Genomic DNA, 18130 nt, shown 5'->3' on the forward strand with positions numbered 1-18130 from the left:
TGTGTAGTGTGCGGCCTAATTTAGCGGGGACTTGAAAGATGCAATCGCAATGGTCGTCGCGCTCGGCGCCGTGGTGGCGGGATGCGTTGCGTCTCCGGCCGACTATGCCGGATCGCTCTCGCAGCAGGACCCGAAATGGGCGTCGCCGGAATGTCAGCAGGCCCGCACGGCGGCCGCGGACTACGCCAAACGCGAGAAAGACCATCCCGGCTGGGGGATGGGCGTGCTGCTTGGCCCCTACAGCATGGGCATGGTGGCGGCCATCAAGCAGCATGAGCAGGACCAGCGACGGCTGCTCGCCCGCCAGGTGCATCTGCAATGCTCGAGCCAGCCGCTGCCCAAGGATTTGGACTTCGACCCGGCAACCTACTCGCCGAAGAAGACGCAGTATCCGTAAGTCGCATCTGATTACGGTTTCAAGCCTCTGCCACCTGAATGTCGAAGCCGTAGGTGAGGATGGCGACGCCGGTCGCGGTCACGACCTGGCTCGCCAGTTTCAACTTTGAGAGCCCCTGCCCCGCCTCGAAAAGGCGCGCGCCGTCGCCCAGCACCAGCGGGTGGATCATCAACACCAGCTCGTCGACGAGCCCATGCCGCATCAGCGTGCGCAGCAAGGCGCCGCTGCCGAACATGATGAGCGCCTTGTCATGGCCTTGCTTGAGCTCGCGCACTGTCTGCGCTGCCTCGCCGGCAAGCAGCGTCGCGTTTTCCCACCGAAGCGGATAGCTCGCATCGCGCGAAACAATGAACTTGCGCGCGCCGGTCAATGCCTTCGTCATCGGGCTGGCGGGCTGGCGTACGACCCAGCCTTCGTAAAGGTCTTCATAAGTCGTGCGGCCGGCGAGCAGCGACCAGCCGCCGGCCATGGCGCTGCCGATAGTCTCCTGCATCTTCGGGTCGTTGCCGGCATTGCCCCAACCGCCATGCCAAAAATCATTTCGCGTGTCCTCATCGGCGCGCCGGCGCCTGGAACACACCGTCCAGCGTCAGATGCTCGACAGCAACGATCCCGCCCATTCAGTCTTCCTTCCACGCCTCGAGCAGCGGGCCGTCGCCGCCATAGACCGGGTCCGTGTCGGGTCGGCCGACTTTCGGAATGGTTCGCAGCGCGCCGGCGTGGTCGGCAGCGCTTCGGCACAGGTCATAGGTTCCGAAGGGCGCATAGGCGCCGACGACCAGAAGGTCGGCCGAAGCGGACAGTCGTTGGTGGCCGGTGCCGGCTGGCAGCACCGCGACGTCGCCGGCCTTGACCTCGAGCACCTTGCCCTTGTCGCCGCCGAAGCGCACCTCTGCCGTGCCGCGCGCGATGCCCAGCACTTCGTGAATGCTCGAATGGTAGTGGACGTGGTCGAAGATGCCGTTGCGCCAGCCGTCGCCCCAGCCATTGGCGCCGAAGATGTCCTCGAACACGGCGGCCGGATCGACATTGTCCGGCAACAGCACCGCGCCGGGATAGATCAGCATCGGCCAGCGCGGGTGGTTGGGCACGAAGCCGTCATCGGCGAAACGGAAGGCGAGCGGCTCGATCTGTCTTGCGCGTGTTTTCACCGTTGCGCTCCTTGTAAGTTCAATAGCTGTCCAACGGTTTTGCGCGGATTCTGATCCCGATTGGCATCTTCGCCCCCTCACACCAGCCTCTGCCCGCCATCGATATGGACCGTCTCGCCAGTCATGAACTCGTTCTGCATCAGATAGAGATAGGCCGGCGCGATATCGGCAGGCTTGGCGACCTTGCCGGCCGGCAGGCGGGCGGCCATCTGATCGAAATAGCCTGACTTGGCTTCGCCGACGATCTCATCCCACATCTCGGTGTCGACCCAGCCGGGCGAGACGATGTTGACGCGCGTCGGCGCGAGTTCCAGCGCCAGCGCGCGGGCGAAATAGGTGAACGAGCCGGCGACCGCCGCGACCACCGAACCGCCCGGCACCGGCGGACGGTCCTTGTTGATGCCGGAGGTGAAGATCATCGAGCCGCCCTTGTTCAATGTGCGCACCGCATGCTTGGCCAGCATCACCGCGCCGATGAACTTGCTATCGAGGAAGCCGCGCACGACATCCATGTCGGCCTCGCCGATCGGATAATTGGGCGGCGGCGTGCCGGCCGTCGCGACCAGATGATGGAAGGCGCCGGCTTTGTCGAACAGGCGCGCGACGTCGGTCTCATTGGCCATGTCGGCGGCGATGCTTCTTACGCGTCCTGCCCCGTCAAGCCGCTGTTCAGCCGCCTTAAGCTTGTCGGCCGAGCGGCCGGCAATCACCAATTCGGCACCGTTTTCGAGCGCGGCGGCCGCGACACCGAAACCGATGCCGGAGCTGCCGCCGACGACGATGATCTTTTTACCGCCGAGCTTGGTCATGGGATCCTCCTGTGTTCGGGATACGGATTGCGTTACGAGCGGCCGGCGCAAGCCGCTTCGATATCGGCAAGGACGATCTTCTTCATCGAATAGATCGCCTGGCGCGCCCGGCCGGCCTTGACGCGGTCCGGGTCGTTCATCAGCAGCAAGGCCTGCGTGGGAATGACCTGCCAGAAGACGCCGAACTTGTCCTTCAGCCAGCCACAGGGCTGTTCCGAGCCGCCATCGGCGGTCAACGCGTTCCAGTAATAGTCGGTTTCGGCCTGGTCCCTGGTCTCGATGTAGAGAGATCCGCTCGTTGAAGGCCGGCATCCGGCCGGCGTTCAAAGCGGTAAAGCGCTGGCCTTCGAGCTCGAAGTCGAAGACCGCATGCGGTGTTCCGGTGCCGCCGACATGGTCGGTGAACTCGATCGTCTCCAGCGCTCGGCCGTTCTTGAAAACCGACAGATAGAAGTCGCGGGCGGCTTCGGCATCGAGGTTGAACCAGAGGAAGGGATGAACGGTGGCCATGTTGTCCTCGCAGGTTTCAAGTGAGCTTTGATCACAAATGCTGTGAGGATTTTTGGCCGGTAAAGGCTCGACAGACAAACCAAAATTTGGCAAGTATTTGTTACTAACGCTCACAAATCGATCTGGCCATGGTCCACAGACTGCCGCCGCTCAACGCCTTGCCGGCCTTCGAGGCCGCCGCTCGCCACCTGAATTTTTCCAGGGCCGCGGATGAGCTCAACCTCACGCATGGCGCCATCAGCCGGGCGGTGAAGCACCTGGAGGAGCAGCTTGGCGTGCAGCTCTTCGAGCGCGCCACGCGCTCTGTGCGGCTGACGCCTGTCGGCGAGCCTTACGCGCTGGCGGTACGCGAGGTGCTCGACCAGCTGGCGATTGCCACACAGTCGGCGACCGCCCGGCATTCCAACGCGACCTTGAATGTCAGCACCTCGGACGGCTTTGCCGGCAAATGGCTGGTGCCGAGGCTCTACCGTTTTCATCGCTCCCATGGCGACATCGACGTGCGCGTCTCGACCACCGGCAGGCTGACCAATTTCCTCGGCGACGGCATCGATGTCGCGATCCGCTATGGCGGCGGGCATTATTCCGGGCTGACATCTGAATTCCTCACCGGCGAGGAGGTGTTTCCGGTCTGCAGCCCGCGCCTGCTCGAAGGGCCGCATCCGCTCAAGACGCCGCAGGACCTCAAACACCACACGCTGATCCGCGATGGCTATCGCATCGACTGGGCGGCATGGCTGGCGAGCGCCGGCGTCGAAGGCATCGATCCGAACAGCGGGCTGACCTTCGATTCCGCCACCTTCGCGGTCGAGTCGGCCGTGCAAGGCGAAGGCGTGGTGCTCGGCCGCACCATGCTGGTCTCGGCCGACCTTGCCACCGGCCGGCTGGTGCGGCCCTTCGACCATGCGCTGAAAGCCGTCTCCAGCTTCTATCTCGTCTACCCGCCCGAGGCGATCCGCCAGCGCAAGGTCAAGGCGTTCCGCGACTGGCTGTTCGCGGAGATGGAGCCGGGCTGAAGCGAGCGCTTGTCGAGATCCCGACTTGCGAAGCCGTACCGATTGCGCGATGCTGCCCAATCATGGCCGGCGAGTATCTGGATCACAAATTGAGTGCCCGTTTTGCGGCACTATCCGTTTGCAGATTCCGGCCGATGCTCAACCCACAACGGCGATCCACTGCGCCGAGTGCGGCAAATATCTCGGCACATGGGATGAGCTTCAGACTGATTTCGAGATGCAAGGCGGAACTGACGGGGTGTTCCGTTTGGATAAGGGACGCATCCAGAAGCTTAGTTCCAGCGGGTGAGAGCCGCCGCTGGCGGCCTGAAGCGCGTCGCGGTCTTTTAGACGCCTCATAGCCCCTTATTGAAAACCTGTTCTTCGGCCACATCGCTCCTTTCCGTCGCGCTGCGCGACAGGAACCAGATCGACCCTGCCGCGTCATAGAGGCAGGCTCTCGTCTCAGCCCCGGAGCGACAGGATGATCAGGTTCCTTCTCGGAGTTGCGGTTGCGATCGGACTTGCATGCACCGGGAGCCAGGCCGCCAGGCTGGATCCCGACGCGATCAACAAGGCCGGGTTCAGCGAGGGGACTCCGAAAGGTGTCGATCCGATGCTGCTCAAGGCGCAGATTCTTCTCGATCGCGCCCGCTTCTCCCCCGGCCTGATCGATGGCCGCCTTTCCGACAATTTCGGCAAGGCCGTCGCGGCGTTCCAGGCGGCGAACGGACTGCCGTCGGACGGCAAGCTGACGCGCGAAACCTGGGACAAGCTCGCGGCGACCTTCGCCGGCCCGGTGCTGACCACCTATGAGGTCACGGCGAAAGATGTGCGCGGCCCGTTCACGCGGCGGATCCCCAGCCGCATGGAGAGGATGGCCCATCTTAAGCGACTTGGATACCACAACGCGCAGGAGAAGCTGGCGGAGCGTTTCCATGTCAGCGAACGATTGCTGCGGATGCTCAATCCTCGAACCGGGTTCGGGAAGGCCGATACGAGTCTGGTGGTGCCCGATGTCGGCCGCGGCGATCCTCCAATGGCCGTCGCCAGTATCGAGGTCGACAAGAGCGCCCGGCTGGTGCGCGTGCTCGATCGGTCCGGCAAGCCGCTTGCGGTCTATCCGGCCTCGATCGGCAGCGAGGAAAAGCCGGCGCCGAGCGGCGCGGCGGAGGTCAAGCGCGTGGTGCGCAACCCGACCTATCACTACAATCCGAAATTCGCCTTCAAAGGCGTCAGGGCCAAGCGGCCCTTCACCATCGCCGCCGGGCCGAACAATCCTGTCGGGTCGGTGTGGATCGACCTCTCCATCGAGAGCTACGGCATCCACGGCACGCCCGACCCCGGCAAAATCGGAACGACCTTCTCGCATGGCTGTATCCGGCTGACCAACTGGGACGCCGAAGACCTTGCCGCCATGGTCAAGCCGGGCACGAAAGTCGACTTCAAAGACGAGACGGCGCAGAACGGGCAAGCCCAGTGAATGCCGGCAGGTCGTGTGCCTGCCACGCAAGATCGCTGCATAAGCCCAATTTATCACCATCCCCAGTTTTTGGAGACGTTACACGGCCTTTCCCGGCTTGTAGCTTCGGCGGCGCTGTCTCTGAAATAGTCTGATTTGAGGGTTCGATGCAGGCACATGCGCGGGTGGTGATCGTTGGTGGCGGGTGCGTCGGCGCAGGCATTCTGTATGGCCTGGCCAAGCGCGGCTGGACCGATGTGGCGCTGCTCGAACGCACCCAGCTGACGGCAGGCTCGACCTGGCACGCGGCGGGGCTGATTCCGTCCTATGCCCGCAACATCAATGTCGGGCGGATGATCAACAAGACGATCGAGATCTATGAAGGGCTGGAGGCAGAGACCGGGCAGCCGGTCGGCTGGCACAAATGCGGCCAGTTGCGCATCGCCAACAGCCGCGACCGGCTCGACGAATATAAGAGCTATATGAGCGTCGCCGAGGTGCAAGGCATGCGGGCGCAGCTGCTGACGCCGGATGAGGCGCGCAAACTGTGGCCGCTGCTCGACAACAAAGAGATGTTAGGCGCGCTCTACCATCCCGACGATGGCCATATCGCGCCGGCCGACGTGACGCATGCCATGGCCAAGGGCGCGCGGGATTTGGGCGCCAAGATCTATCTCAACACCGAGGTCACCGGTTTCAAGCGCACGCCAAGCGGCGAGTGGCTGGTGCAGACGAACCAGGGCGACATCACCTGCGAGCACGTGGTCTCAGCCACAGGCAATTATGCACGCCAGACCGGCGCGCTGCTCGGCCTCGACATCCCGGCGATCCCCATCCTGCACCAGTACTGGATCACCGAGGCGGTGCCGGAGGTGATCGAGCGCAAGCGTGCGGGACGGCCCGAAATGCCGATCCTGCGCGACGAGGGTTTCGAGGGTTATCTGCGCGAGGAAGGCGACGGACTGATGTTCGGGCCTTACGAGCGCACCGAGCACCTGAAGCTGTTCGCCGAGGACGGCGTGCCGGCATGGTTCGGCGCCGATCTGCTCGAAGAGGATTTCGACGCCGTGGCGTGGAACTGGGAGCAGGCCTTGCGGCTGGTGCCGGCCTTAGGGCGCGTCGGCATCAAGGCCAATGTGCGCGGGCCTTTCCAGATGACGGCGGATGAGCTGCCCTTGATGGGACCGGCCTGGGGGCTGCCCAATGTCTGGTTGGCCGAAGGCGTGCCGGGCGGCATCCTGTGGGGCGGCACGATAGGCTATTATCTGTCGGAGCGGATCGTCGAAGGCGGCAACAGCCTTGACGTCTCCGATCTCGATCCGCGCCGCTTCGGCGACTACGCCAACAAGACCTGGACGCGCGCGAAAGTCCGCGAAGCCTGGGGCACGCATGCCGAGCAGAAATATCCGGGGCAGGACATGCCGGCCGGTCGACCGCAAAAGACCGCGCCGTCCTATGACCGGCTGACCAAGCTTGGCGCGGTCTGGGGCGTGCTCAATGGCTGGGAGATGCCAAACTGGTTCGCGCCGAAGGGCGTCGAGGCCAAGGACCAGTACAGCTGGCGCTGGACGCCGAAGGGGAACTTCGTCGGCGAGGAGGTGCAGGCGGTGCGCAACGCCGTCGGCCTGGTCGAGATGACGCCGATGACCAAGTTCGAAGTGTCGGGACGAGGCGCTGCCGCGTGGCTCGATGGCATCCTTGCCAACCGCTTGCCTGCGATCGGCAAGGCGGTTCTGGCGCATCACCTGACGGCCGCCGGCGGAGTGCAGGCCGAGTACATGGTGGCGCGGCTAGGTGAGGACAATTTCTACCTGATTTCGACGCCGCGTGCGGAACGCTGGAATTTCGACGACCTTTCAAGACTGCTTCCCGCCGATGGAAGTGTAACCCTGAAAAACGTCACCAACGACCGCGGCTGCTTCACGGTCGTCGGGCCGAACGCGCGAGACGTATTGCAACCCCTTACCGAGATCGATCTCTCCAGCGAGGCCTTCCCATGGTTCGGCGTGAAGACCGGGAGCGTGGCTCTCGCAAGCGACGTGCGGCTGCTGCGCGTCAACTATGAAGGCGAGCTCGGCTGGGAGCTCTACCATCCCCTCGCCTACCAGCGGCAATTGCTGGACGCGATTCTTGAGCAGGGCGAGAAGCACGGCCTGCGGCTGGTCGGACTGCACGCGCTGGAGTCGCTGCGGCTCGAAAAATCCTATCGCGCCATGTATCGCGACATGAACCCGGAACTCAACGCGCTGGAGAGCGGGCTGGAGCGCTTCATCCGTCTCGACAAGGGCGATTTTGTCGGCCGTGACGCGGTCCTGAAATACAAGGCGCGCAACGACCAGCGCCGCTCGGTGACGCTCAGGATCGACACCGACGGCGCCAGCACGCTTGCCAATGAAGGACTCTATAGCGACGGCGCGCTTGTCGGCCGTATCACGTCGGGCGGCTATGGCTATTCGCTCGGTCACGACGTGGCGCTGGCGCTGCTGCCGGAGCGTCTGAGCAAGCCCGGCACCAAGCTCGACGTCGCCATCCTCGGCGAATGGAAGATCGCGAAAGTCATCGCGGATTCGCCTTATGATCCGACGTCCGCCAGGGCGCGACGCTGAGCGATGCGCATCCAGCAGATCAACGTCTATTCGGCGCAACTGCCCGTCAAAGGCGGCGCCTACCGGATGGCGAGCGACGACGTGACGGCGCTGGACTCGACGCTCGTCGAGATCGTGACCGATGACGGGCTGACCGGCTGGGGCGAAACCTGCCCGATCGGCCCGGTCTACCAGCCGCATCACGCGCTCGGCGCCCGCGCGGCAATCGCCGAAATCGCGCCGGGACTGATCGGCGCGGAGATCGCCTCGATCCGGCTCTTGGCTAAGCGCATGGACGAGCGGCTGAACGGCCATGGCTACGCCAAGGCCGGCTTCGATATGGCCTTCCTCGACCTGCTTGGCCAAAAGCTCGACGTTCCTGTCTCGACGCTGCTCGGCGGCGCGCTGACGGATCGCGTGCCGAGCTATTATTCGCTGATCGTCGGGTCGCCGGACGAGACGGCCAGGATCGCCGTCGACAAGGTCCGGGACGGCTATCCGCGCCTGCAGGTCAAGATCGGCGGGCGCAGTCTCGAAGAAGACGTGGCCGTGGTTCACAAGGTCTGGGAAGCGGTCGGCTACAAGGCACGGCTAGCGGTCGACGGCAATCGAGGCCTGACGGTGTCGGCCGCGATCCAACTCGACCGGCTCTGCCAGGCGATGCCCTTCGTCTTCGAGCAACCCTGCAACACGATGGACGAGATCGCGACGCTGAAGGGCCGCGTGACGCATCCGGTCTATCTCGACGAAAGCACCGAGGACCAGAACGCGGTGCTGCGGGCCATCTCGCTCGGCATCGCCGACGGTTTTGGCTTCAAGGTCACCCGCCTCGGCGGGCTGACTAGGATGACCACCGTGCGCGACCTTTGCGCCATCCGCTCGCTGCCGCACAGCTGCGACGACGCCTGGGGCGGCGACATCATCGCCGCGGCCTGCGTGCATCTCGCCGCCACCGTCGAGCCGCGCCGCATGGAAGGCGCCTGGATCGCGCAGGAATACATCGACGGGCATTTTGATGCCGCGAACCCGGTCGTCATTGAAAACGGCCACATCGCCGTGCCGAAGGGACCGGGGCTGGGTGTGAAGCCGGAGCCCGGCATGTTCGGCGAAGCGGTGGCGACATACGGACGCTGAACGGAAGCGGCGCAGCCAAGCTCACGGTTCGGATCGGAATGGCGTAGGCGATAATCATCAGCGCCGTCCCCCACTCCGTCTCGGCTTCGCCGAGCCGCCTCTCCCCTCCGGAGGGAGAGGAAACGCCAATCGCCCAAGTCGCGCCTCAGCGGTTAGCCTTTCTAACGCTCTCAATTCTAACGCTCTCAATGATCAAAATTTCGCGCACCTTCGACGGCAGCATTTCCTCTCCCTCCGGAGGGGAGAGGTGGCTCGGCGAAGCCGAGACGGAGTGGGGGAACCACCTATGCGATTACCACCCCGCTGGGCGTCTCGACCGACTGCGCCCACGCGCCGATCAACTTCGTCGATACCGTGGATCGTTCCGCCCTGCTCCGCGTTGATTTCGAAACCCACGGAGCAATGGCGATGAGTGAAGAACGGCACCAGAAAATCCAGCAGCGGGCATACGAAATCTGGCAGCGCGAGGGCGGCCTGGAAGGCGACCATGAACGGCATTGGCATCAGGCGGAAATGGAAATCGACCGCGAGGCGGCGCTGCCGCTGACGGCGGATGACGCACTGCCCGAGACTCGCCAGGTCGGCAGCCCGGACGTATTGACGGTCGAGGCTTTGGCGGTGCGCACCGGCATTTCGAGCGATGAGGCGCAGGAGTTGCTCGACCGGCTGGGCGACGACCGCGCGGCGGTTGAGGCCGCGGCCCGGAGCTTGAAGGCGAAAAACCGGATTTGATCTGGCCAGGCGGCAAGGCGAATTGGCGCCTCTTCGGCGCCGCCGAACGTTTCCAGCGCGCCGGCATGCATTCCCCAGGTTGACAGGACAAGCACCTCGTTCTAACTTCGCGTTAGTGGCCACTAACGCGAAATACTGGACGGCGCTCGGCGATCCGACACGGCGCGCGATCTTCGAACTGCTGGTCGACCGTCCCAGTTCGGTCAGCGGGCTGGCCAATGTGCTGCCCGTGACCCGGCCGGCCGTGTCGCAGCACCTGAAGGTCCTCAAGCAGGCCGGATTGGTGGCCGATACGCCGTCGGGCAAGGAGCGCATCTACCGCATCGATCCGGATGGGCTCGCAGAGTTTCGGGCCGAGATCGACCAGTTCTGGATAAAGACGCTCGCAGCCTACAAGCTGGCCGTCGAGCAACCGACGAAGGACGAGGCATGATGAAGCAGCCAGGACCCGCGCCCGTAAAGCATTCCGTCGTTGTCGAAGCGCCGATCGCACGCGCCTTCAGGGTGTTCACCGAGGATTTCGACAGCTTCAAGCCGCGCGAGCACAATCTGCTTGCCGCCCCGATCGCGGAGACGATCTTCGAACCGCGGGTCGGCGGTCATGTCTACGATCGCGGCGTCGACGGCAGCGAGTGCCACTGGGCCCGCGTGCTCGCCTATGAGCCGCCGAACCGGCTGCTTGTGAGCTGGGATATCGGCCCGCGCTGGCAGATCGAAACCGACCCGGCCAAGACCAGCGAATGGGAAGTCCGCTTCACCGCCGAGACGAAAGACCGAACGCGGGTCGAGATCGAGCACCGCAACCTCGAACGGCACGGCGAAGGCTGGGAAGGCATGCGCGGAGCGGTGGACAGCGACCAGGGCTGGCCGCTCTATTTGCGGCGGTTCCGCGATCTTTTCCGCGCGGCCTGACGGCGACAAGGAGTGGAGACCATGGACGCCTATTGGCTGAGCATTCTAGGCATACTTGCGCTTTGTTTCCTGTCGGTGGCGCTGGCAATCCTCTCGGGGTCGTCCAAGGGATTTGCCGGCGCGCTATCGGGCCCGGTCATTCCGGCCGACGACAACAACCGGCTCTACCGGATCGACCGCGTCCACATGAATTCGGTCGAGGCGCTTGCCCCCTTTGCCGTGCCGGCGGTGCTGGCCATGATGGTCGGCGTTGGGCCGGTCACGCTCGCCGTGCTGGTCTGGGTCCACCTGGCGATCCGGCTCGTCCACCTGGCCGTCTATCTTCGCGGCGGCGCTGCCGCCAAGGGCGGCAGCGTCAGGACGATCCTGTATGTCTCAGGCGCGCTGGTCACGACAATCCTTATCCTCGTGACCGGATGGGCGGCGTTGCATTGAGCAGCGACTGCTTTTCACCCTGTCGGCGGAACCCTCGACCCTACCAGCGGTTTGTCCCTGCAAGGCGATGCCGGAGCATCGCGACTGAACGTCACGATCGAAAGATCCACAGATCCCGGCCCGGCAATTGCCGGGCCGGTGTTTTTTGCGCGACGCAAAACATGAGCTTCTTCATGTTCGCGTCACACGCTTCCATTGTACTTGCATCTGGCCGCGATGCTCAACGAGACGCTGACGGTGGACAAATAGGCCTTGTCATCGGCGCAAAATCGAAACCAGGCATGCGCAGAGCGCTACGTTGCCTATCGCCGCTATCGCCAGCACTTCCAGCAGGAGATTGCCGCCGCCCGCGTGCAATAGCAGCGCTCAATCGACGGCGCCGCCGCCTGGACGATCAGGCTTGGCGTGGCGAGCTTGCCCATCAGCGCCGCGTATTGTTGCGGGTCGAACAGCACAAGCGGCAGCGCGCCGCGCGCGATCGTATAAATGCCGTTGCCAGCACCGTAGAGGATCAGCCCGATAGCGATGAAAGTCTGGCTTGCGAGCAGGAACCCTACTCCGGCCGCAAGCAGCGAAACGGAGGTCAGCATTGTCCAGATCGGATGATGCCGGTTGCGCCCGATCAGCATCTCGGCAACCCGCGCCCCCACCTGTGACGGGCCGATCAAAGCTCCGAGCGCCACCGCGACCGTCAAGCCCACCCCGCGCAATTGCAGCAAGGTGAGCAGATGCACCGACAGCATCGACGAGATCAGCGCGGCCACCGTCTGGATGGACGCAAGCAGGGTGAAGCGCTTTCGCGTTCGGCCCGCGGCGGGTCCCTGTTTCTGCACGCCTGTCGGCGGCCGTGGTGCTGAGGCCGGCGGCGACGGTATGGCCCAAAGGTGGAGCGGCAGGCAGACCAGGAGATGGATCGCCGCATAGGTGAGACATGCAAAGCGCCATCCCTCGTGCTCGACGAGAAAGGCGCTGAGCGGCCAGCAAACGGTGCTGGCAAAACCGCCGAACAATGTCAGGCTGGTGATCGCGCCGCGCGCGTCCCGCCCGTAGAGCCGGCCGAGCGTTGCGAAGCCGGCATCGTAGAGGCCGCTCGACATTCCAAGCCCCATCAGCAGCCAGGCCAGCAGATAGATCGGGTACGCCGTGGCCGTTGCCATCAGACCATGCGCGGACGCCAGCAGCAGCGAGCTTGCGGCAAGAACGGGCCGGCCGCCATGGCGCTGGATCAGCCGTCCGGTGACCGGCGATACCAGCCCGGCCAACAGAAGCCCGCAGGAGAGCCCGGCGACGACCGAGGCCAGCGACCACCCCGTCTGCGCCGCGATCGGCGCGGCGAGCACGGCGGGCAGATAGAAGGATGAACCCCAGGTAAGGATTTGGGTTATGCCGAGAGCCGAGACGAGAACGCGGCGACTTCGAGCGGCCGGCGCGGGCGCCTCCACTCAGGCCTGCCCGGATCCGTAAGCCACTCGCTCACCGTCCTCCTTGATGAATTCACGCACGGGATTGTCGAGCAAAGGCAGCACCGCTTCCGAGGGACGGCAAAGCCGCGTTCCCTTGGGTGTCTCGACAATCGGACGGTTAATCAGGATCGGGTGGGCCAACATGAAATCCAAGAGCTCCTCATCCGACCATTTGGCATTGCCGAGATCGAGTTCGGCATAGGGCGTCCCCTTCTCGCGCAGCAGGTCGCGCACCGGGATTGCCATCGCGGCGATCAATTGTTTCAGGCGATCGCGGCTTGGCGGCGTCTGCAAATATTCGATCACGACAGGCTCCTCGCCGCTGGCGCGGATCATCGCCAGCGTGTTGCGGGACGTGCCGCAGGCCGGGTTGTGATAGATGGTGATCGTCATGGCTGCGCCTTCGCTGACTGAGGCTGGTGAAGAGGTTGCGGCCGCAGCAGCCAACCGATGAGCATCATGGCGATCAGCGCGCCCGCCAACTCCGCGCCGATGAAACCCGGAAGGTCGACCGGCCGTATGCCGGAGAAGGTGTTGGTGAATGCGCGGGCGACCGCTACGGCCGGGTTGGCGAATGAGGTGGAGGCCGTGAACCAATAGGCGGCGCTGATGTAGAGGCCGACCAGCCAGGGCACGGCCTTTCGCTCGAACCGGACGCCGGCAAGAATGACAGCGACAAGGCCAAACGTCGCGACCGCTTCGGAAAACCACTGCGCGGACCCGGCGCGGACTTTCATGGCCATGTCGAGGACCGGCAGTGAAAACATCAGATGGGCGGCAATCGTGCCGGCAATCCCGCCGGCAAATTGCGCGGCCAGGTAGGGCGCAAGATCGCCGGCGGCAAGCGTCCTATTGAGGCAGGAGACGAGCGACACGGCCGGATTGAAATGCGCGCCGGAGATCGGCCCCAGGATGGTGATCAGAACCACCAGCATGGCGCCGGTCGCCAGACTGTTCGCGAGCAGCGCCAGCGCGGTGTCGTGCGTGAGCGTCTCAGCCATGATGCCCGAGCCGACCACCGTTGCGACCAGCAGGCCGGTTCCCAGGGCCTCGGCAACGAGGCGCCGCGAAAGCGTGTAGGCGGTCACTGGCGACCGCCATCGCCAGGCAGGCAGCAAGACACTGCCAGCGCCGGCGCGCAAATCTCCGGAAGGCCGGAACAGCAATCCTCCATCAGGAAGCGGATGAGGCCGGACAGCGCTTCATATTCGGCGCTGTAGACGATCGAGCGCGCGTCCCGCCTGGTCGTCACGAGGCCGGCGCGCTCCAGCTCTTTGAGGTGGAAGCTCACATTGGACGGCGAGACCTCGACTTTCTCGGCCAGAATTCCAGCGGCGATGCCGTCCGGTCCGGCAATGACCAGAAATCTCAGCAACCGCAGCCGGGTCTCTTGCGACAGCGCGCCAAAGGCGATGAGGGCTTGACGTTCGTCCACGTTTCAATAATCCTTTAAATGTTGAAATAAGGAATAACCGACATGCTCTCCGCTGACAACCAGGAAATCACGCCTGTCCTGCCGATGGACCCCTCCGACCTGACAATCGGCGAGCTGCTTGGGGCTTTGGCCGGCCACAAGGAGAAGCCGCTCGTGTTCCGCTACGATGACCGCCCGGTGAAGCCGGGCTACCACGTCACCGAGGTCAAGGCCGGACATTTCTCGGCCCTGGATTGCGGCGCCAATCCTGAATCCTGGACTGAAATCTTCGTCCAGCTGTGGGACGTGACCGACGGTGGACCCGTCCATATGCCGGCCGGCAAATTCGCGGCAATCGTCCGCAAGGTCGCCGACCACCTGGCGCTCGACCAGTCAGCCAAACTGACCTTCGAAGTCAGCGACGGCGTAGGGCCCATGGAACTGCACCGCGCGGCTCAGCCGACCCTTGTCGGCGATGCCATCGAGGTCGAGCTGTCGCCACGCCCAGCAAGCTGCAAGCCGCGCGACCGCTGGCTGGAGGATCAGAAAGCGGCGAGCGCGGCCTGTTGCGGCGCCAACCGCCCTTGTTGAGACATCCCCTCACCCGTGCCAGTGCGATGACCGGATGACGCTGCAGACATTGCCGCGGTGGAAATGCCGCTCCTTGTCGGCGATGACGTCGGCCTTGACGGGCGGAAAGCCGCTGCGCACTTTCCTGGAATTACCCTAGAACCGGATCATGCCGTTTGCCTGCAACAGGTAAAGAGCCACGAGAATGATGGCGACAATCGCCACCCAAACGGCAGTCCTGCTCATGCGCTAAACCCGGTGTCTTGTTGATCGGCATCAATTCAACGCACACGCCGCGGTTGCGTTCCACGCGCATCGGATTGCAAGCAAATGGCTTGTCTTGTCGAAGCCGTCAACCCAGGCAGCGCAGCACCGCGATCCAGGGCAGGATGCCGACGCTGTCCTTTCGCGTCTGCAGCGTGCCGTCGCCATTGAGCTTCAGCCGCTTCTGCGACACCGATTGGCTGACATTGCCGCCCAGGGTTATCGCCACGCCCTTGGCGAGGTCCACCCCCACGACCAGGTCGGAATGCGAGGCATAGCGCTTGTCGGCCTTGAAGGCAGCCCGGGCGGCGTCGAAGTCGAAGCGCTTGGCGCCCTCGCGCCCGGCATGAACGAGATCGCCTGGCTGAGGCGCGTAATGCTCGGGGCGCATCGCCTCATAGAGCCCGCCGGGATGTCCGGCGACGAAATCCTGGACATAGATCGAATGCGCCTGCGCGTAGAGGAAGCGGTCGCCGCCGCCCGATATTTTGACGATGTAGGAAATGAAGGCCGCCGACCAGGCGGGGTTGATCAGTTCGCCCGGCTTGCTGCCGGGGATCAGCGACCTGCCATCAAAATTCTCCCCGACAGCCTGCCAATAGGTGCCGATGCGGCGGAATTGTGGATCATCGGTCTCCACGCGCTTGCCTTGCTCGAAGAAATTCCACTCCGCGATGGCGTTCTCGATCAAGCGCGCCTGGATGGTCGCCGCCTGCGAGGTGCCGGTGGCGGCAAACGCGCCAACGGCCGCAAAGACAGTCGACGACGCCGCGGCGGCTGCCGGGGCCACCAGCTGTCCGTCAGGCGTGAACTGGGACGATTGTCCGCCCCGCTTTAGCACGTATTCGCGCGGCTGGCCGTAACCAGGCGCGGTGCCGTGGAAATGGACGTCCTTCGCTGCCTCATTGCCGAATTTCGCCACGGCGTGATCGACGACGAACTGCCCCCATTGCTTCATCGATTTGGTGCTGGAAAAGAACGGGTTGAGGAAATTGACCGCGCCCTTGATGATGCTGGCCTGGCCGCCGGCGCGCGCCTCCACATGCTGGCGCACTATATCGAAGTTGGCCGACGACGCCGCCACGAGCTTCATCCATGTGCCGAGCTTGTTGATCGCCGAAAACTGGCCCGGCTGATCGATCACCTGCTGGATGCTGCCCGGAAACGAGGCATGGGCGACACGGTTGAAAATGGTGTCGACGACGGCCGAGAGCCCGCCCTGCAACTGGTCCTGGCCATACTTGCCGAAGTGGCCCACCTCGCTCTGGGCGACACGCGCCAGCGCGTCGAGATCGGTGTCGGAGATGTCCATCAGCTTGCCGGTGCCGGTAACAGCGCCGGCGTTGGCCGGATCGCCGCTGTTGTTCACCGTCGAGGATCCGGAGCCATCGTCGGGCACCAGCGCCTGGACCAGGGCGCGCGTCGCATCGGCCGAAGCCTGCAGCTTGACGGCGATCTTCTCGGCCGCGCCGGCCGCTGTCTGGCCATCGACGAATTCGGAAAACCGCGCCGCGATGTTGGCGACGTCGACACCGGCGGCGTCAGCGGCAACGATATCGGTCACCTGGCTTGCCGGCGCCTTGATGGCGGCAGCGACTGCATCCGGTCCGCACATCAGCGCCAGCGCGACCTCCGCCCAGTTCGGCGCACGGCCGGCGGCGTCGGTCAGCTGGTTCTGCACAAGCATCAGGCGCGCGGCGGACACCAGGCTCTGCGAGCGCCATTCGGTCAGCGCTTCGGCGGGAAGCTCAATACCGAGATCGTCGCGCGCGCCATAATAGGCCCATTCCACGGCGCTGAGGCCGAATGGCCCCTGCTCGCCGCCGGGGGAAGTGCTTTGCATGAAGCCGCTGCGCATATGCGCATAGGCGACAAGGAAGTGGCCGTTGACGCCGAAGGCATCGGCGTGCGTGACGGCGACGCCGGCCAGCGTGGCGCCGTCGACCGGCGGCAGCTCACCGGCATTCTTGTCGACGGCTGTCGCGGTTACCCAGCCGACCGGTTGCCCTGGCAGATCCAGCACTTTGATTTCGACAAAGAAGGGAGGCAGTTCGCTGAGAACTTCTATTTTCGCCCCCTTGATTGCCGATATGCCCAATGAAGGGCCCGCGTTACCGTCTACCGGTTTGCCAGCCAGCGTGCGGGTCTCTTTCATGACAGCCATGCGTGTTCCCCCCGTGGAATGCGTGTCGTGTCCAAATTTCAGGCGATCTGCGCGGAACCGGTCACATGACCAGCCTGCCGATTTCAAATGCACTCCTGTGGGTGCAGGCACTGCCCACCAGCTCCTCCGCTTGGAGCAGCTTGTCTTCATGCTCGGCCTGAAGCCCTCCCAGGCTCACACTGGGATATTTGCGGCCGCCGGCACCCTGCTGAACGCCGCGGAAGAAATCATCGATCGCCGAGCGGGTATCGCCGCTGATGATGCCGTCGACCCGCGCGACGCAAAGGGTGCGCTGGATGCGGGCGACGCGGTCACGGCTCAGTCGCGGTTCGTAATTTCCCTGGGCGAAAGGCTGAACCTTTACAGGCGGCGTGACCGGCTTGGCGGGCTGGCGCACTTCCTGGATGATTTCCGGCTTGCGCGGCAGCGGCGAGTTGGTCCTGACGTCGATCTCGATGTTCGAAATCGAGCCGCCCTTGACCGGGGTCGCCGCCGCGTCCGCGACATGCTCGACGAGCTTCGCCTCGATCACCGGCGGCAGGCACAAAGAGAGATAGTCCTGGATCAGATGATAGGAAGCGGTCGGCGTGTTGATCTGGCTGGCCTTGGCGGCCACCGCGTCGCGATAGGCGCCCTGCAGCTTGCGTACGAAGGTCAGCGTCGTGGCGGGCGGCAGCTGGTAAAGATAGGTGCCGGCGGCGATGTCGGTGAGGTTGGAGGCAAGGCCGAAGGCCTGCGTCACGGCCACCATCGAAAGGCTCGAGGCACCCGTTGCCGCGAGAATGGCGTTGGTGGTCTGGCTGAAGGCGCCAAGGCCGGCCTTCGTGGCTTCGCGGCGCCGGTCCAGATAGTAGAGCTCGCTGAAATACTCCATGCAGCGGTCGTCGACATAGTTGAAGCCGGCTTCGGTCAGGTCATAATAGGTGCCTCCGCCAGTATCGCGCGACAAGGCATTCATGATCCGGCTGATACGGCCGCTTGATTGCTCGACGCTTGTCGCATCGATGACCGGGGGAACGCCGACATAGTGCTTTGTCGGATCCGCCATGCAGCCCTGAAGCGCGGCCATGAAAATAACGAAAAGCGAACGAATCCAAAGGAATCGCTTCACAGATCAGCCCCCCGGCAATTAT

Annotated in this window: 21 protein-coding genes and 2 pseudogenes; 12 read left to right on the forward strand and 11 right to left on the reverse strand. The window is 64.1% G+C overall.

Features of this window, described 5'->3' with window-relative positions:
• Positions 1-31 precede the first annotated feature (31 nt).
• The gene (locus tag ACVDG8_RS04950; protein WP_455707571.1) at positions 32-397 is read left to right on the forward strand and encodes a hypothetical protein; all 366 of its coding nucleotides are present in this window, start codon (positions 32-34) and stop codon (positions 395-397) included.
• Positions 398-416: 19 nt separating this feature from the next.
• Here ACVDG8_RS04950 and ACVDG8_RS04955 read toward each other — a convergent pair whose 3' ends face one another.
• From ACVDG8_RS04955 to ACVDG8_RS04970, 4 genes and pseudogenes are all read right to left on the reverse strand, one after another.
• Positions 417-890 (reverse strand): dihydrofolate reductase family protein, encoded by a 474-nt coding sequence (locus ACVDG8_RS04955; protein ID WP_455707572.1) that lies wholly within the window; start codon positions 888-890, stop codon positions 417-419.
• A 127-nt stretch (positions 891-1017) separates the two neighbouring features.
• Entirely contained in the window at positions 1018-1548 is a 531-nt protein-coding gene (locus ACVDG8_RS04960) for a cupin (RefSeq protein ID WP_447253707.1), read from the reverse strand.
• Positions 1549-1625: 77 nt separating this feature from the next.
• Complete coding sequence (locus tag ACVDG8_RS04965; protein WP_447253708.1) at positions 1626-2357, reverse strand: SDR family oxidoreductase; 732 nt, start codon at positions 2355-2357, stop codon at positions 1626-1628.
• A 32-nt stretch (positions 2358-2389) separates the two neighbouring features.
• Positions 2390-2804, reverse strand: a pseudogene (locus ACVDG8_RS04970) (VOC family protein).
• Here ACVDG8_RS04970 and ACVDG8_RS04975 point away from each other — a divergent pair.
• The 10 genes from ACVDG8_RS04975 (at position 2751) to ACVDG8_RS05020 (ending at position 11122) form a co-directional block, all read left to right on the forward strand.
• Positions 2751-2891, forward strand: coding sequence for a hypothetical protein (locus ACVDG8_RS04975; protein WP_455707893.1), 141 nt, complete (start codon positions 2751-2753; stop codon positions 2889-2891). The pseudogene ACVDG8_RS04970 and the gene ACVDG8_RS04975 sit on opposite strands and share 54 nt — an antisense overlap.
• 104 nt (positions 2892-2995) lie before the next feature.
• Positions 2996-3883 (forward strand): transcriptional regulator GcvA, encoded by an 888-nt coding sequence (locus ACVDG8_RS04980; protein WP_447253710.1) that lies wholly within the window; start codon positions 2996-2998, stop codon positions 3881-3883.
• A gap of 49 nt (positions 3884-3932) precedes the next feature.
• Entirely contained in the window at positions 3933-4172 is a 240-nt protein-coding gene (locus ACVDG8_RS04985) for a hypothetical protein (protein WP_455707573.1), read from the forward strand.
• A gap of 174 nt (positions 4173-4346) precedes the next feature.
• Positions 4347-5345: a L,D-transpeptidase family protein gene (locus ACVDG8_RS04990; protein ID WP_447253712.1), complete on the forward strand. Its 999-nt coding sequence runs from the start codon at positions 4347-4349 to the stop codon at positions 5343-5345.
• A 146-nt stretch (positions 5346-5491) separates the two neighbouring features.
• Positions 5492-7930 (forward strand): GcvT family protein, encoded by a 2439-nt coding sequence (locus tag ACVDG8_RS04995; protein ID WP_447253713.1) that lies wholly within the window; start codon positions 5492-5494, stop codon positions 7928-7930.
• Positions 7931-7933: 3 nt separating this feature from the next.
• Complete coding sequence (locus ACVDG8_RS05000) at positions 7934-9043, forward strand: mandelate racemase/muconate lactonizing enzyme family protein (RefSeq protein ID WP_447253714.1); 1110 nt, start codon at positions 7934-7936, stop codon at positions 9041-9043.
• 408 nt (positions 9044-9451) lie between these two features.
• On the forward strand, positions 9452-9775 hold the full coding sequence (locus ACVDG8_RS05005; RefSeq protein ID WP_447257231.1) for a DUF2934 domain-containing protein: 324 nt from the start codon (positions 9452-9454) through the stop codon (positions 9773-9775).
• A gap of 115 nt (positions 9776-9890) precedes the next feature.
• Positions 9891-10208 carry an ArsR/SmtB family transcription factor gene (locus ACVDG8_RS05010; RefSeq protein ID WP_447257232.1) on the forward strand — a complete coding sequence of 106 codons (318 nt, stop codon included), beginning with the start codon at positions 9891-9893 and terminating at the stop codon, positions 10206-10208.
• On the forward strand, positions 10205-10687 hold the full coding sequence (locus ACVDG8_RS05015; protein WP_447253715.1) for an SRPBCC family protein: 483 nt from the start codon (positions 10205-10207) through the stop codon (positions 10685-10687). The genes ACVDG8_RS05010 and ACVDG8_RS05015 overlap by 4 nt, the downstream gene beginning before the upstream one ends.
• A gap of 21 nt (positions 10688-10708) precedes the next feature.
• Positions 10709-11122: an MAPEG family protein gene (locus ACVDG8_RS05020; protein WP_447253716.1), complete on the forward strand. Its 414-nt coding sequence runs from the start codon at positions 10709-10711 to the stop codon at positions 11120-11122.
• A 311-nt stretch (positions 11123-11433) separates the two neighbouring features.
• Here the strand turns inward: ACVDG8_RS05020 and ACVDG8_RS05025 are convergent, their stop codons facing one another.
• The 4 genes from ACVDG8_RS05025 to ACVDG8_RS05040 are packed head-to-tail and all read right to left on the reverse strand — an operon-like array spanning position 11434 to position 14020.
• On the reverse strand, positions 11434-12564 hold the full coding sequence (locus ACVDG8_RS05025; RefSeq protein ID WP_455707574.1) for an MFS transporter: 1131 nt from the start codon (positions 12562-12564) through the stop codon (positions 11434-11436).
• Positions 12565-12978, reverse strand: a complete 414-nt coding sequence (arsC, locus tag ACVDG8_RS05030; protein WP_447257233.1) for an arsenate reductase (glutaredoxin) — start codon at positions 12976-12978, stop codon at positions 12565-12567.
• Positions 12975-13673 (reverse strand): aquaporin, encoded by a 699-nt coding sequence (locus tag ACVDG8_RS05035; protein WP_447253718.1) that lies wholly within the window; start codon positions 13671-13673, stop codon positions 12975-12977. The genes arsC and ACVDG8_RS05035 overlap by 4 nt, the downstream gene beginning before the upstream one ends.
• Positions 13670-14020, reverse strand: a complete 351-nt coding sequence (locus ACVDG8_RS05040) for an ArsR/SmtB family transcription factor (protein WP_447253719.1) — start codon at positions 14018-14020, stop codon at positions 13670-13672. Before ACVDG8_RS05040 ends, ACVDG8_RS05035 begins: the two co-directional genes overlap by 4 nt.
• Positions 14021-14062: 42 nt before the next feature.
• Between ACVDG8_RS05040 and ACVDG8_RS05045 the strand changes: the two genes are divergently transcribed.
• Positions 14063-14590 carry a DUF6428 family protein gene (locus tag ACVDG8_RS05045; RefSeq protein WP_447253720.1) on the forward strand — a complete coding sequence of 176 codons (528 nt, stop codon included), beginning with the start codon at positions 14063-14065 and terminating at the stop codon, positions 14588-14590.
• Between the two features lie 9 nt (positions 14591-14599).
• Here the strand turns inward: ACVDG8_RS05045 and ACVDG8_RS05050 are convergent.
• The 3 genes and pseudogenes from ACVDG8_RS05050 to ACVDG8_RS05060 all read right to left on the reverse strand — a co-directional run.
• Positions 14600-14698: pseudogene (locus tag ACVDG8_RS05050) on the reverse strand (phosphohydrolase); the annotation flags it as partial.
• A gap of 223 nt (positions 14699-14921) precedes the next feature.
• Positions 14922-16997 carry a DUF2272 domain-containing protein gene (locus ACVDG8_RS05055; RefSeq protein WP_447253721.1) on the reverse strand — a complete coding sequence of 692 codons (2076 nt, stop codon included), beginning with the start codon at positions 16995-16997 and terminating at the stop codon, positions 14922-14924.
• A gap of 61 nt (positions 16998-17058) precedes the next feature.
• Positions 17059-18066, reverse strand: a complete 1008-nt coding sequence (locus tag ACVDG8_RS05060) for a hypothetical protein (protein WP_447253722.1) — start codon at positions 18064-18066, stop codon at positions 17059-17061.
• Positions 18067-18130: the final 64 nt, after the last annotated feature.

Source organism: Mesorhizobium sp. ORM8.1 (genome assembly GCF_053005525.2).